The sequence below is a fragment of the Rhizobium sp. SAFR-030 genome, assembly GCF_059415005.1.
The window spans coordinates 179,650-193,627 of record NZ_JBPFDO010000006.1 but is presented as its reverse complement, the minus strand read 5'-3'; the positions used below and the strand labels follow the sequence as shown (position 1 = coordinate 193,627).

Here is a 13,978-nt window from a genome sequence, read left to right as displayed (position 1 = left end):
AGGCTTGTCGAAAAAAATTCTGACGATCGTCCCAAACACTGTCTGGAACCTTTCTTAGAAATTATCTATAAGCTTCGCAACCACGCCAGCGGCCGGCGTGATTTTCACATTGCGCCGGACCTGAGGATTTTATCTTCTCGTGCGGACAGCGGAAATGGTCGTACCCGCATCCTGATGTGCATGAAGTGCATAGGCGTCCGCACGCGCGTGTTGGCTCTATATCAGCGGGGATATGTTCCGTGTCCAAATCACTCGACAGCTTCAATTGTCGGTCCATCCTGACCGTCGACGGCAAGGACTACGTCTATTACAGCCTGCCGAAGGCGGAAGCCAATGGCCTGCCGGGCGTGGCAAACCTGCCCTTCTCGATGAAGGTGCTGCTGGAAAACCTGCTGCGTTTCGAAGACGGTCAGTCGGTCACCAAGGATCACATCCTGGCGGTGGCCGCGTGGCTCAGCAACAAGGGCAAGGTCGAGAACGAGATCGCCTATCGCCCGGCGCGCGTTCTTATGCAGGACTTTACCGGCGTTCCCGCCGTCGTCGACCTTGCCGCGATGCGTGACGCCATGGTGGCGCTCGGCGGCGATCCGGAAAAGATCAACCCGCTGGTTCCCGTCGACCTGGTCATCGACCACTCGGTCATCGTCGACGAGTTCGGCACGCCGACCGCCTTTGCCCGCAACGTCGAGCTCGAATACGAGCGCAACGGCGAGCGCTACCGCTTCCTCAAGTGGGGCCAGCAGGCGTTCAAGAACTTCCGCGTCGTGCCCCCCGGCACCGGCATCTGTCACCAGGTCAATCTGGAATACCTCGGCCAGACGGTCTGGACCAAGGAAGAGGACGGCGAAACGGTTGCCTATCCGGATACCTGCGTCGGCACCGACAGCCACACGACGATGATCAACGGACTTGGCGTTCTCGGCTGGGGCGTCGGCGGCATCGAGGCCGAGGCTGCCATGCTCGGCCAGCCGGTGTCCATGCTGCTGCCGGAAGTCATCGGCTTCAAGCTGACCGGCAAGGTCAAGGAAGGCGTCACCGCCACCGACCTCGTGCTCACCGTCGTGCAGATGCTGCGCAAGAAGGGCGTCGTCTCGAAGTTCGTCGAATTCTTCGGCCCCGGCCTCGACTCGATGTCGCTTGCCGACCGCGCCACCATCGGCAACATGGGTCCGGAATACGGCGCCACCTGCGGCTTCTTCCCCGTCGACGGCGAAACCATCAACTACCTCACCATGTCGGGCCGCACCAAGGACCGCATCGCGCTGGTCGAAGCCTATTCCAAGGCGCAGGGCATGTGGCGCGACGGTGACGGCTCGAACCTTGTCTTCACCGACACGCTTGAACTCGACCTCGGCGACGTCGTGCCGTCGATGGCGGGCCCCAAGCGTCCGGAAGGCCGCCTGGCGCTTGAAACCATTGCGCCGAACTTCGCGACCGCTCTCGAGAACGACTACAAGAAGCCGGGCCAGCTGAATGCCCGCTACGCCGTCGAAGGCGAAGGCTACGACATCGGCCACGGCGACGTGGCGATCGCCGCCATCACGTCCTGCACCAACACCTCCAACCCGTCGGTGCTGATCGCCGCCGGCCTCTTGGCCCGCAACGCGGTTGCTAAGGGCCTGAAGTCCGCGCCGTGGGTGAAGACGTCGCTGGCGCCTGGGTCCCAGGTGGTTGGCGAATATCTCGCCAAGTCGGGCCTGCAGACCTCGCTTGATGCGCTGGGCTTCAACCTGGTCGGCTTCGGCTGCACCACCTGCATCGGCAATTCCGGCCCGCTGCCGGCACCGATCTCGAAGACGATCAACGACAAGGGCCTGATCACGGCCGGTGTTCTGTCGGGCAACCGCAACTTCGAAGGCCGCATCTCGCCGGACGTCCAGGCGAACTACCTTGCTTCCCCGCCGCTGGTCGTCGCCTATGCGCTGGCCGGTACGGTACAGAAGGACCTGACCACCGAACCTCTCGGCCATGATCAGGACGGCAATCCGGTGTTCCTCAAGGACATCTGGCCGACCTCGCACGAGATCCAGGAATTCATCCTGAAATACGTCACCCGCGAACTCTACGAGAGCAAGTACGCCGACGTGTTCAAGGGCGACGAAAACTGGCAGGCCGTGCAGATCCCGCCGGGCCAGACCTATGCCTGGGACGACAACTCGACCTACGTGCAGAACCCGCCCTACTTCGTCGGCATGGGCAAGACCGGCTCGGGCGTCTCCAACATCGTCGGCGCCCGCGTGCTCGGCCTGTTCGGCGACAAGATCACCACCGACCACATCTCGCCGGCCGGTTCGATCAAGGCCGCATCGCCTGCCGGTGCCTACCTGATGGAGAACGGCGTCGGCGTTGCCGACTTCAACCAGTACGGCACGCGCCGCGGCAACCACGAAGTGATGATGCGCGGCACGTTTGCCAACATCCGCATCCGCAACTTCATGCTCGGCCCGAACGGCAAGGAAGGCGGCTACACCGTCCACTATCCGTCGAAGGAAGAGATGTCGATCTACGACGCGGCCATGAAGTACAAGGCCGAGGGCACGCCGCTGGTGATCTTCGCCGGCGTCGAATACGGCAATGGTTCGTCGCGTGACTGGGCTGCCAAGGGCACCAACCTGCTTGGCGTACGCGCCGTCATCGCCCAGTCCTTCGAGCGTATCCACCGCTCGAACCTGGTCGGCATGGGCGTCGTACCGTTCGTCTTCGACGAGGGCGTCAACTGGCAGAGCCTCGACCTCAAGGGCGACGAGACGGTGACGATCGAAGGCCTCGACGGCGAGATCAAGCCGCGCGAGTGGATGACTGCCAAGATTGCCTATGCCGACGGTTCGGTGAAGGAGATCAAGATCCTCTGCCGCATCGATACGCTCGACGAAGTGATCTACATGAACAACGGCGGCATCCTGCAGACGGTTCTGCGTGACCTGGCTGCCTGAGCGGCATCCGAAGTGACATGATAAAGGCCGCCGGACAGGCTTGTCCGGCGGCTTTCCTTTGCGCACCGTCCGCCGGCACCCTGCGTCTCACCCGCTTGTGACTTCCGCTTGAAGCGGGCGGCAGGTAGGTTCGACGCATGGACCGTAATGCTCCCTCGCAACAAAGACATCCAATGCCTCTCCTGACCTCAATCTTGAAGCTTGCCGAACGCTGCGCCTGGATCGCGGCGGCGGCGATGGTCTGCAGCCCGGCGATCGCCGGCGAGATCCGGTCCCCGAAAGGCGTCGTAGAGCTCTTCACCTCGCAAGGCTGTGCCTCCTGTCCGCCGGCCGACCAGGCGCTGAAGAAGCTTGTCGAGCAGGGCGACGTCGTGGCGCTCTCCTACCACGTCGATTACTGGAACTATCTCGGCTGGGCCGACACGCTGAGCAGCAAGGAAAATACCGAGCGCCAGTACGGCTACGCCCATTCGATGGGCCGCAGCGGTGTCTACACGCCGCAGGCGATCATCAACGGTCGCGAGCACGTCAAGGGCATGGACCTGTCGGCGATCAACAGCGCCGTCGACAGGATGAACGGCAAGGGCACGGGCATGACCATTCCCGTCGGCGTCGAGGTGACGGGCGACGAGATGTCGATCGATATCGGCCCCGGCGCCGGCCGGGCCGAGGTCGTCGTCGCGTACTTCACCAAGAAGGAACAGGTCGAGGTTCTGCGCGGCGAAAACAGCGGCAAGCAGATGGAATACTGGCACAACGTCTATGACGTGCAGACCGTCGGCATGTGGGACGGCAAGGCGCTGAAGATCACCCTGCCGGCGAAATCCATGGGCAGCACCAAGAAGGACGGCTGCGCGATCCTGCTGCAGACGTCCGGCGCCAACGGCGAACCGGCGGCAATCCTCGGCGCGGCCGTCGTCATGGTCGGACGCAAGGGCCATCCGAGCCCCTGACGCGCAGGGCCGCAAATCCGAGATTGCAATGCTTGGGAGGATCTCCAGAGGAAGGTCCGGCCTTGAGCGATGGGGGGCTGGGGGGTAAGGTCATCACTCGAGGCCGGACCATATGGCGCCTGGCGCCAACTGGATGACCGTTACTCTGGTCGCCGATTCCGGCAGCCTTTTGTTCGAAATCAGGCCAAAAGCGGAGAGTTTCGACGGTTTGCGTCTCTGCCTTCTGCTCCCATGGATCTTCCGACCGCCACGCTTGTTACAGGGACTGCTGCGGGTTGCTTTTTGCGGCCGGTGAGGCAAACTGTCATGGAAATGTTGCAAGCCCGGGAGCTTGGATGACCGATCAGCCGGATTTAACCGGGTGCGGGCCGTCTGCGGAAGGTGTCGTCGTCGAACTCAACCAGTACCGCCAGAAGCACGATCCGCTGCCGGTGACTTTCCACCGGCGTGAACTCGACGCGATCCTGCGGATCTACGGGCGAATGGTCGGCGAGGGCGAGTGGAAGGACTATGCGATCGACCACCTGAAGGACAAGGCGGTGTTCTCGGTCTTCAAGCGGTCCGGCGAGATGCCGCTCTACCGGATCGAGAAGGATCCGAAGCTTGCAGCCAGGCAGGGCGCCTACAGCGTGATCAACACGCATGGAAAGATCCTCAAGCGCGGCCATGAATTGCCGCAGGTGCTCAAGGTCTTCGACAAGGTCCTGAAGCTGATCGACTGACCTGGCCGGCCGGCGATCTCCGTTTGCCGGGCGGACCAGCCGCTAGAACAGCGATCCCGGATAGCTGCCAGCATCCGGCTCCGACGTCGTGCCATCGCCGAGCGCCCGCTGCATGAACACCGTGTCCAGCCAGCGTCCGTGCTTGAAGCCGGTACCCTTCATCGTGCCGACCATCTCGAAGCCGAGGCCCGCATGCAGGGCGCAGGAGGCAGGGCTCGCGCCACCGATGACGGCGGCCATCTGGCGGAAGCCGAGCACGGTGCACCGTTCGATCAGGTCCCGCAGTAGCGCCTTGCCGAGCCCACGACCGCGCGCCTCCGGCGCCAGATAGATCGAATCCTCCACCAGCCAGCGATAGGCGGGTCGCGTGCGGAACGCCGAGGCATAGGCATAGCCGAGCAGGGTGCCGTCCGTGTCGACGGCAGCGATATAAGGGTAGCGCTTGTCGACGATGGCGGCGAAGCGGGCCTGCATTTCTGCCTGGTCCGGTGGCGTGATCTCGTAGCTCGCGGTGCCGTTCAGCACGCTGTCGCGGTAGATCTCGGTGATGGCGGGAAGATCGGCAGGAGTGGCGTCGCGCAGCGTGAAGGGCATCGGGATCTGTCGTTCGGTACGGGGCGCCTTCGACAGTACGGCGGTCGAAATCGCGCCGCAAGCCCCTTCATCCTGACAGCAAAAAGGCGGCCCTGGAGCCGCCTTTCGCAAATCGTCATGGTGTCTGCCGGATCAGTTGTTGCGGTTGCCCATGAACTGCAGCAGGAACATGAACAGGTTGACGAAGTCGAGGTACAGCGTCAGCGCACCCATGATGGCCTTGCGGCCGACCACGGCAACTTCGTCGCCCTCGAGATACATCTCCTTGATCTTCTGCGTGTCGAAGGCGGTCAGGCCGGCGAAGATCAGCACGCCCATGGCGGAGATCGCAAAGCCGAGAGCCGACGAGGCGAGGAAGATGTTGACGACCGAGGCGATGATCAGGCCGAACAGGCCCATGATCAGGAACGAGCCCATGGCCGACAGGTTACGCTTCGTCGTGTAGCCGTAAAGCGACAGCGCGCCGAACGAGGCTGCGGTGACGAAGAAGGTCTGCACGATGCTCTGGCCGGTGAAGACCAGGAAGATCGACGACAGCGACAGGCCCATCAGCGCCGCATAGATCCAGAAGGTGGTCTGGGCGGCGGCAACGCTCATCTTGTTGATGCGGAAGCTCAGGAAGAACACCATTCCGAGCGGAGCCAGCATCACGACCCACTTCAGCGGGCTGGCATAGAGAGCCGTGCCGAAAGCGGTCAGCTGGCCGTTGTCGACCGCAAGCTGCCATGTCCCGAATGCTGCAAGACCGGTGATCACCAGGCCCAGCGCCATCAGGTTGTAGACCTTCAGCATGTAGGCGCGCAGGCCGGCATCGATCTCGACGCCCGTCTGGGCACGCTGCTGTGCCGTACGGTTCTGGAAGTTGTATGGTTCAGCCATTTTGTCCTCTCAAAGCTCCGGAATGTCTACGGTGTCGGCGTCATCGAGGACACCTGGCGCCGCTGCGGAGCCTCAGCAAGCATGGATTGAATATGCGAGCATCGGTCATCCGGTTCAAGTGGCCGAGCCCCGAATCGCCCCTGATTGCCGTCCGATTCGCCAAGGTGACAAGAATTTAATCCAGCAACTGCCGCGGCAGCCCTGGCATCAGAGCTCCCTCAGCACGGGGCCTGCCTTCTGGCCGAGAATCCGCCAGGTGCCGGCAAGGCCGATGCCCACCGTCAGCACCAGTGCCACGACCAGCGTGACCACCGCGACGTCCGGCATGAATGTCACCGGCAGCTTCATGATGCGGGCAACGACGAACCAGGCGGACAGGCTGCCGGCGGCCAGCGCGAAGATCGCCGTGGCGACGCCGAGGATCATGTATTCGTAGCTGAAGGCGCGCATCAGCATGCGGCGCGTGCCGCCGAGCGTCTTCAGGATCACCGCGTCGTGGGTGCGGGCGCGGTTGCCGGAGGCAAGCGCACCGGCAAGCACCAGGACCGAGGCGACAAGCGCGACGGCAGCGGCAGCACGGATGGCGGTCGCCAGCTGTCCGACGAGCTGTTCGGCGATATCCAGCGCATCCTTGACCCTCACGCTGGTGATCGTCGGATAGGCGTTGGTGACGGCGCGCAGGATGCGGCCTTCGTCTGCCGGCGTCGCATTGGCATCCGTCAGCGTGGCGAGCCAGGCATGCGGCGCGCCGCGGAAGGTATTGGGCGAAAACACCATGACGAAGTTGATCGACAGCGATTCCCACTCGATTTGCCGGAAGTTGGAGATCTTGGCGGTGATGTTGCGGCCGAGCACGTTGACGGTGACGGTGTCGCCGAGCTTCAGGCCAAGTTCCTCCGCCTCCTCCGCTGAAAACGAGACGAGCGGCTCACCGGCATAGTCGGCCGGCCACCACTCGCCCTGGACCAGCCGCGAATTCTCCGGCGGCTTCTCCTGGTAGGTGATGCCGCGATCGCCGCGCAGCACCCAGCGTCCGCCGGGCGGCACGTTCATCTGGCTGACGTCCTGGCCGTTGAAGGCGAGGATGCGGCCGCGCAGCATCGGCACCTGCTGGATCGTCCCTTGCGGCGAATTCTGCTTCAGGATGTCGACGAAGCCTTCGCGCTCGCTGCCCTGGATGTCGACGAAGAAGAAGTTCGGGGCATTCTCCATCATCGTGCCGGTCAGCTGGCGGCGCAGGTTGCCGTCGATCAGCGCCAGCGTCACGAGCAGCGCAAGCCCAAGCCCGAGCGACAGAACGACGGACGGCGTGAGCGCACCCGGACGGTGGATATTGCCGATCGCCAGCCTGAGCGCCGGAGAGTTAACCCGCGGGCTGCGTCTCGCCAGTGCGGCGATGCCCGCCGCCACCAGCCGCAGAAGCACGAAGGCCGCAGCCACGGCACCGAGGAAGACGACGGCGATGAAGCGGTCGTCGGCGGCATAGATGGCCAGTCCCGCAAGCGCTGCAAGCGCTGCCGAGCCCGCCAGGAGGTAGGGCCAGGAGGGCAGGCGGGCCTGGTCGAAGCTCTGGTCGCGGAACAGCGCCGTTGCCGGCACCCGCCGCGCATGGCCAAGCGGCAGGATGGCGAAGGCGAAGGTGGTCAACAGGCCGAACAGGGCGGCCATCCCGAGCGCTGCCGGATAGATCGTCGCTTCCGCCGGCACCGGCAGGATGTCGCGCAGGAAGCCGAGCGCCACGAAGGGTGCGGCAGCGCCCATCGCCAGGCCGATGACGATACCGACCATGCCGATCAGCAGGATCTGGATGAGATAGATGAGCGTCACGACGGTTGCCGGAGCGCCCAGGCACTTGAAGGTCGCGATCGTCGTGCGCTTAGCATCGAGGAAGGCGCGTACCGCATTGGCAACGCCGACGCCGCCGACGATCAGCGCCGTCAGGCCAACCAGCGTCAGGAACTGCGAGAACCGATCAACATTTTCGGTCAGCGACGGCGCGGCGCGGTCGGACGTGCGGATCGACCAGCCGGCCGACGGCAGCTCGCGGTTGGCGGTGGTGGCCAGCGTGCCGCGCAATGCCGGATCGGCGACTTTGATCTTATAGGCGTGCTCGACAAGGCTGCCGTTCTGCACCAGGCCGGAGGCGATCAGCGCCTCGCGGCTGAGAAGCAGGCGCGGCGCAAAGCCGAAACCTTCCGAGATCGCATCCGGCTCCGTCACCAGCGTCCCCGTGATGCGGACCTTCAGGTTGCCGAGCAACAGTTCGGTGCCCGGCTTAATGCCGAGGCGCTCGAGCAGCAGGGGTGCTGCCAATGCGCCATAGACATCGCCGTCGCGACCCAGCAGTTGCGAGAGCGGCCGGTCCGGATCGGCCGTTACCTTGCCGTAGAGCGGGTAGGCCTCGTCGACGGCCTTGGCCTCGACAAGCGCCTGCTGCGATCCGTCCGGCAGCCGTGCCATCGAGCGCAGGCCGGTTGATATGGATACCTCGCCGTAGCGCTGCAGGAAGGCCAGCTCCTCCGGCGTCGCCTCGCGATTGTCGAGCTCGAAGCGCATGTCGCCGGCGAGCAGCGTCTGGCCCTGCGAGGCGATGGCGCCGGTGATGGCCCGCGAGACCGAATTGACCGAGGCGATGGCGCCGGTGCCGAGCGCGATGCAAGCGAGGAAGATGTAGAAGCCGGACAGCCCGCCGCGCAGTTCGCGCAGCGCCAGTCGAAGCGAGATGGACAAACGCGAGGAGAGGGGGCCGATCATGCCGTAACCGCCTGCGGTGCCCGCGCACTCGTACCGTCGTCGGCGATCTCGCCGGAGCGGACGCGCACCTGCCTGGAGCAGCGGGCCGCCAGCGCGTTGTCGTGGGTCACCAGCAGCAGCGTCGTGCCGCGCTCTGCCTGCTTGGCAAACAGCAGGTCGGCGATCTGCCGGCCGGTCTCTGTGTCAAGATTGCCGGTCGGCTCGTCGGCAATCAGCACGGCGGGCGAGGGCGCAAGCGCCCGGGCGATCGCCACGCGCTGCTGTTCGCCGCCGGACAACTGGCCCGGATAGTGGTTCAGCCGCTCGCCGAGCCCGACCGCCGTCAGTTCCTGGCGTGCGATGTCGAACGGGTTCTTGATGTTGGCGAGTTCCAGCGGCACCGCGACGTTCTCGAGCGCCGTCATGTTGGCGATCAGGTGGAAGGACTGGAAGACGATTCCGATGTTGCGGCCGCGGAAATCAGCAAGCGCATCCTCGCCGAGCGCGTGAAGCGGCGTTTCTAGAATGGTGATCTCGCCGCTATCGAGCCGCTCGAGACCGGCCAGCACCATCAGCAGCGTCGACTTGCCGGACCCCGACGGACCGACGATGCCGACCGCCTCGCCCTCGGCAATCTTCAGGTCGATCCCCTTCAGGACATGGACTGCAGCCGGCGCGCTTCCCAGAGTCAGATCGGCCTGCTTGAGCTCGATGATGGTTTTAGTCACGAGAACCCGTCCTATATCTGGGGGAGACGACCGGAACACCCGGGTTTGCCGCAGTGCGGCACATCCCATCAATCTAGGGAAAGCCACGATGAAATTCAAAGCAGCGCTGCTTCACGTGATTGTCATTGCCGGATTGGCGATGACCTCCGCTGCCGGGGCGTCGGCCAGAACATTGCAGCTCGTCGGTTTCGGCGACAGCCTGATGGCAGGGTATCAGCTGCCGCCGGCGCAGTCTTATACGGCCCAGCTTGAGACTGCGCTGAAGGCGAAGGGGGTCGATGTCGCCATCACCAATGCCGGCGTGTCCGGCGATACGACGGCGGGTGGCCTGTCACGCATCGACTGGTCGGTGCCGGACGGCACGGATGCGGTCATCCTCGAGCTTGGCGCCAACGATGCGCTGCGCGGCGTCTCGCCGGACGACACGAAGAAGAACCTCGATGCCATGCTGTCGCGCCTCAAGGACCGCAAGATCCCGGTTCTGCTGATGGGCATGATGGCGCCGCCGAACATGGGAGGCGACTACGGTGCCCGCTTCAACGCGATCTACGGCAGCCTTGCGGAGAAATATGGCGTGCCGCTCTACCCGTTCTTCCTCGATGGCGTGGTCACGCAACGCGGCCTGCAGCTCGAGGACGGCATGCACCCGAATGCCGACGGGGTGGGCGTGATGGTCGAGAAGTCGCTGCCGGCGGTCGAGCAATTCCTGAAGGGGCTTCCCACGGCCAACTAATGTTGCAGAGCGGAAAATGCCACTTGCGCGGAACACCGTTGCGTGGTCCGCTGTTGAGGTTACGCCAAGAGATTCGAGGAGGTTCGCTATGCCGAGACTTTTCACCGCCCTCGAAATCCCGCGCAATGCCGCCATGAGCTTGTCCCTGCTGCGTGGCGGTCTACCCGGCGCGAGATGGATCGATGTCGAGAACTACCACATCACGCTGCGTTTCATCGGCGATGTGGATGGGCGTACCGCCGACGAGATCGTCAACCGTCTCGACCGGATCGACCGTGAAGAAATCCAGCTAAGCCTGAGCGGTATCGGATCCTTCGGATCCAAGAAGCCGCATTCCATCTGGGCGGGCGTCTCTCCGTCGCCCGAACTGAATGCGCTGCAGGCCGAGATCGAACGGATCTGTCAGCGCATCGGTCTTACTCCCGATCCACGCAGGTTCACGCCGCATGTGACGCTGGCACGGCTGCGCTCGGCACGGGTCGAGGATGTCGTCCATTATCTGGCGGGCCGCGGCAACTTCCACACCATGCCGTTCACCGCCGCTCGCTTCGTGCTGATGTCTTCGAAGGAATCGGTCGGTGGCGGCCCCTACCTGACGGAGGAGGTGTTTCCCCTTCAGGAAAGCCGCGTCGATTACGGCTCCTCCGAGCACTATGCGGAATCGATCGGCCGCTGAGGGCGGTCCAAGCGAGGTGAGCGCGATGCGCGACGAACTGCTGACGCCGGAGCGGGTGGCGGAGATGAGTGCCGCTTCGCCGCGCTGGAACGTTTCCGACGATGGGCGCTCGCTGCAGCGGACATTCAAGTTCGGCAGCTTCCGCCAGGCCTTTGGATTCATGACCCAGGCAGCGCTCGCCGCCGAGAAACTCGATCATCATCCAGAGTGGTCGAACGTCTATTCCACCGTCGAGGTCCGCCTCACGACGCATGACAGTGGCGGCCTGACCGAGCGCGATTTCGCACTGGCCAGGGCGATGGACAAGGCGGCCGGCGGCGATTGACGTTCGGCATTGTCGGGACCATATCCGGGTTCGAGTGCCGCATGCGGCTGAGTGGAGGTTGCCATGGACGACGTGAAAATCGGTGAAATTCTTCTCCCCGGCGACGAGAAGACCCAGGCCCGGCAGGAAAAGCAGGTCCAGTCGAAATTCTGGCCGACGCTGAAACGCGCCGTCCGCTACGTCCCCTTCAGCCGCGATCTCGTCGCTGCCTACTACTGCGCGATGGACAGCCGGACGCCGACGCGCGTGCGTGGCGTGCTGCTTGCAGCACTCGGCTATTTCGTGCTGCCGATCGACATCGTTCCGGACATGTTTGCCTTCGTCGGGTTCACCGATGACGTCGCGGTGCTGGCCGCTGCGCTGCGGCTCATCCAGTCGCACATTCACGACCGGCACTACGAAGCCGCCGACCTGGCGCTTGCCGAACCGTCCGATAATGATCCCGCAGCCCATCCGGCCGCCGGCTGAGCCGGATTGCGGCCAAACTCTCGCCCAAATCCTCGTTTCATTGAGATTGTGGAGCAAGGTCGGGGTGAAGGCGCCGTTCGTGGATAACTGAAATCCTGCCTTTGACTTGCCCTCCGCCCTGCCGTCGTTGACGGTTTGGTAACCGGAATTAAGTCAAAGTCTAACGGATCGCGACCAAGCCCGGCGCTTAGCCGCGCGGTCAGCCGTTAATGAGAAAACTGGCAGGACACAATGTTTCCAAGACAGATTGCCATCGCGTCGACCCTTCTGCTCGCCAGCGTCACCGTGGCAGCGGCGCAGGCGCCTTCGCCGACCCGGCTCGAACAGTTCAAGAACTGGGGCGCCTATTCGTACAAGTCCGGCAACAGCACGGTCTGCTACGTGCTGTCGGTGCCGACCACCAAGGAACCGGCCTCGGTCGATCACGGCGATATCTTCTTCATCGTCTCGCAGCGGCCCGGCCAGAACATCTCCTATGAGCCGCAGGCGATGATGGGCTACACGATGAAGGCCGATTCCAAGGTCAACGTCACCATCGACAAGCGCAGTTTCGTCCTGTTCGTCAAGGACCGGGCGGCATGGGTGGAGAATGCGGCGGAAGAGCCGGCGCTCGTCGCGGCGATGAAGACGGGCTCCAGCATGACCGTCAAGGCAACCTCGCTGCGCGGCACGACGACCAACTATGCCTATTCGCTGGCCGGCGTTTCGCAGGCGCTGAAGAAGATCGAATCCTGCAAGTAAGCGGATGACCCATGTGCGATGCGGCCGGCCTGCAAGTGTCGGCCGTTTGGCGTTGGCCCCCCGTCTGGTGCAGGTCTGCCTTTTCGTCTTGGATGGTGACGCGGCGCGGATTTGATGGTAAACGGCGCCACGAGATGCGGTCCGACCCCCTGTAGTGCCGGCCGCCGACGCACATTCACACGAGACAGCACGGATCGCAACGGCGTCTTCACGCCGCCGCCTATCCGTTCGAACGGGATCATGAGCATGTCTGTTTCCGAAGCCATGGTGATGGCGGATACCGTGAAGAAGCCCCTGGTGGCGCGCCCGGAGCTGATGTCCGAGAAGCCGTCGCTGATCGGCCTGACGCGCGACGAGCTCGCCGATGCGCTGCGCGACAAGGGCGTCTCGGATCGGCAGGTGCGCATGCGCGTCAGCCAGATCTGGAACTGGCTCTACGTGCGCGGCGTGTCCGATTTCGACGCGATGGTCAACATTGCCAAGGATTTGCGCGAGGTGCTGAAGCAGCACTTCACGATCGCCCGGCCGGAGGTCGTCGAAGAGCAGGTGTCGAACGACGGCACGCGCAAGTGGCTGCTGCGCTTCCCGGCGCGCGGGGCCGGCCGCCCGGTCGAGGTCGAAACCGTCTACATCCCGGAGGAAGGCCGCGGCACGCTGTGCATTTCGAGCCAGGTCGGCTGTTCGCTCACCTGCTCCTTCTGCCACACCGGTACGCAGCGCCTGGTGCGCAACCTGACCGCCGAGGAAATCCTCGCCCAGCTGCTGCTGGCGCGCGACCGCCTTGGCGATTTTCCCGATCGCGCGGCGCCGCAAGGGACGATCATGCCGGCCGAGGGCCGCAAGGTCTCCAACATCGTGATGATGGGCATGGGCGAGCCGCTCTACAATTTCGAGAGCGTCAAGACGGCGCTGCTGATCGCGACCGATGGCGATGGCCTGTCGCTGTCGAAGCGCCGCGTGACGCTGTCCACGTCCGGCGTCGTGCCGGAAATCTTCCGCACCGGCGACGAGATCGGCGTCATGCTGGCGATCTCGCTGCATGCGGTGCGCGACGAGTTGCGCGACATGCTGGTGCCGATCAACAAGAAGTATCCGCTGAAGGAGCTGATCGAAGCCTGCCGCACCTATCCCGGCCTGTCGAACGCCCGCCGCATCACCTTCGAATACGTGATGCTGAAGGACGTCAACGACAGCCTGGAGGACGCCAAGGAACTGATCAAGCTGCTGAAGGGCGTGCCGGCGAAGATCAACCTCATTCCGTTCAACCCGTGGCCGGGCACCAACTACCAGTGTTCCGACTGGTCGACGATCGAAAAGTTCGCCGACTTCATCAACCAGGCCGGCTACGCCTCGCCCATCCGCACGCCGCGCGGTCGCGACATCCTGGCCGCCTGCGGTCAGCTGAAGTCCGAATCCGAGCGGATGCGCAAGACCGAACGGATGGCTTTCGAAGCGATGATGATCGCCGGCCACGGCGAGGACGATTGATCCGC

General features: G+C 64.0%; 13 protein-coding genes. 9 read left to right on the top strand and 4 right to left on the bottom strand.

The features are described 5' to 3' along the window. Positions 1-239 precede the first annotated feature (239 nt). The 3 genes from acnA (at position 240) to ACR65N_RS18965 (ending at position 4,608) form a co-directional block, all read left to right on the top strand. Positions 240-2,933, top strand: coding sequence for an aconitate hydratase AcnA (acnA, locus tag ACR65N_RS18975; protein ID WP_440458265.1), 2,694 nt, complete (start codon positions 240-242; stop codon positions 2,931-2,933). A gap of 236 nt (positions 2,934-3,169) precedes the next feature. Continuing rightward, on the top strand, positions 3,170-3,886 hold the full coding sequence (locus ACR65N_RS18970) for a DUF1223 domain-containing protein (protein ID WP_430307757.1): 717 nt from the start codon (positions 3,170-3,172) through the stop codon (positions 3,884-3,886). A gap of 335 nt (positions 3,887-4,221) precedes the next feature. Beyond that, the gene (locus ACR65N_RS18965; RefSeq protein WP_440458264.1) at positions 4,222-4,608 is read left to right on the top strand and encodes a DUF2794 domain-containing protein; all 387 of its coding nucleotides are present in this window, start codon (positions 4,222-4,224) and stop codon (positions 4,606-4,608) included. Positions 4,609-4,650: 42 nt separating this feature from the next. Here ACR65N_RS18965 and ACR65N_RS18960 read toward each other — a convergent pair whose 3' ends face one another. The 4 genes from ACR65N_RS18960 to ACR65N_RS18945 form a co-directional block, all read right to left on the bottom strand. Continuing rightward, on the bottom strand, positions 4,651-5,202 hold the full coding sequence (locus ACR65N_RS18960; protein ID WP_440458263.1) for a GNAT family N-acetyltransferase: 552 nt from the start codon (positions 5,200-5,202) through the stop codon (positions 4,651-4,653). 132 nt (positions 5,203-5,334) lie between these two features. After that, positions 5,335-6,081: a Bax inhibitor-1/YccA family protein gene (locus tag ACR65N_RS18955; protein WP_430307604.1), complete on the bottom strand. Its 747-nt coding sequence runs from the start codon at positions 6,079-6,081 to the stop codon at positions 5,335-5,337. 207 nt (positions 6,082-6,288) lie between these two features. Further along, on the bottom strand, positions 6,289-8,835 hold the full coding sequence (locus ACR65N_RS18950; protein WP_440458262.1) for an ABC transporter permease: 2,547 nt from the start codon (positions 8,833-8,835) through the stop codon (positions 6,289-6,291). Further along, entirely contained in the window at positions 8,832-9,542 is a 711-nt protein-coding gene (locus tag ACR65N_RS18945) for an ABC transporter ATP-binding protein (RefSeq protein WP_430307602.1), read from the bottom strand. The genes ACR65N_RS18950 and ACR65N_RS18945 overlap by 4 nt, the downstream gene beginning before the upstream one ends. An 88-nt stretch (positions 9,543-9,630) precedes the next feature. On the opposite strand from ACR65N_RS18945, the gene ACR65N_RS18940 reads away from it, so the two are divergent. The 6 genes from ACR65N_RS18940 (at position 9,631) to rlmN (ending at position 13,973) form a co-directional block, all read left to right on the top strand. After that, positions 9,631-10,275 (top strand): arylesterase, encoded by a 645-nt coding sequence (locus ACR65N_RS18940; protein WP_440458261.1) that lies wholly within the window; start codon positions 9,631-9,633, stop codon positions 10,273-10,275. An 88-nt stretch (positions 10,276-10,363) separates the two neighbouring features. After that, positions 10,364-10,951 carry an RNA 2',3'-cyclic phosphodiesterase gene (gene thpR / locus ACR65N_RS18935; protein WP_440458260.1) on the top strand — a complete coding sequence of 196 codons (588 nt, stop codon included), beginning with the start codon at positions 10,364-10,366 and terminating at the stop codon, positions 10,949-10,951. A gap of 25 nt (positions 10,952-10,976) precedes the next feature. After that, positions 10,977-11,276, top strand: coding sequence for a 4a-hydroxytetrahydrobiopterin dehydratase (locus ACR65N_RS18930; RefSeq protein ID WP_440458259.1), 300 nt, complete (start codon positions 10,977-10,979; stop codon positions 11,274-11,276). 63 nt (positions 11,277-11,339) lie between these two features. After that, positions 11,340-11,744, top strand: coding sequence for a YkvA family protein (locus ACR65N_RS18925; RefSeq protein WP_430307598.1), 405 nt, complete (start codon positions 11,340-11,342; stop codon positions 11,742-11,744). Positions 11,745-11,975: 231 nt separating this feature from the next. Beyond that, positions 11,976-12,485: an invasion associated locus B family protein gene (locus ACR65N_RS18920; RefSeq protein ID WP_430307597.1), complete on the top strand. Its 510-nt coding sequence runs from the start codon at positions 11,976-11,978 to the stop codon at positions 12,483-12,485. Between the two features lie 246 nt (positions 12,486-12,731). Continuing rightward, entirely contained in the window at positions 12,732-13,973 is a 1,242-nt protein-coding gene (rlmN, locus tag ACR65N_RS18915) for a dual-specificity RNA methyltransferase RlmN (RefSeq protein WP_430307596.1), read from the top strand. Positions 13,974-13,978 lie beyond the last annotated feature (5 nt).

Coding starts and splice junctions, on each gene's coding strand:
- ACR65N_RS18970 (WP_430307757.1), top strand. CDS start 3,170: ATGGTCTGCAGCCCGGCGATCGCCGGCGAGATCCGGTCCCCGAAAGGC.
- ACR65N_RS18965 (WP_440458264.1), top strand. CDS start 4,222: ATGACCGATCAGCCGGATTTAACCGGGTGCGGGCCGTCTGCGGAAGGT.
- ACR65N_RS18960 (WP_440458263.1), bottom strand. CDS start 5,202: ATGCCCTTCACGCTGCGCGACGCCACTCCTGCCGATCTTCCCGCCATC.
- ACR65N_RS18955 (WP_430307604.1), bottom strand. CDS start 6,081: ATGGCTGAACCATACAACTTCCAGAACCGTACGGCACAGCAGCGTGCC.
- ACR65N_RS18950 (WP_440458262.1), bottom strand. CDS start 8,835: ATGATCGGCCCCCTCTCCTCGCGTTTGTCCATCTCGCTTCGACTGGCG.
- ACR65N_RS18940 (WP_440458261.1), top strand. CDS start 9,631: ATGAAATTCAAAGCAGCGCTGCTTCACGTGATTGTCATTGCCGGATTG.
- thpR (WP_440458260.1), top strand. CDS start 10,364: ATGCCGAGACTTTTCACCGCCCTCGAAATCCCGCGCAATGCCGCCATG.
- ACR65N_RS18930 (WP_440458259.1), top strand. CDS start 10,977: ATGCGCGACGAACTGCTGACGCCGGAGCGGGTGGCGGAGATGAGTGCC.
- ACR65N_RS18925 (WP_430307598.1), top strand. CDS start 11,340: ATGGACGACGTGAAAATCGGTGAAATTCTTCTCCCCGGCGACGAGAAG.
- ACR65N_RS18920 (WP_430307597.1), top strand. CDS start 11,976: ATGTTTCCAAGACAGATTGCCATCGCGTCGACCCTTCTGCTCGCCAGC.
- rlmN (WP_430307596.1), top strand. CDS start 12,732: ATGTCTGTTTCCGAAGCCATGGTGATGGCGGATACCGTGAAGAAGCCC.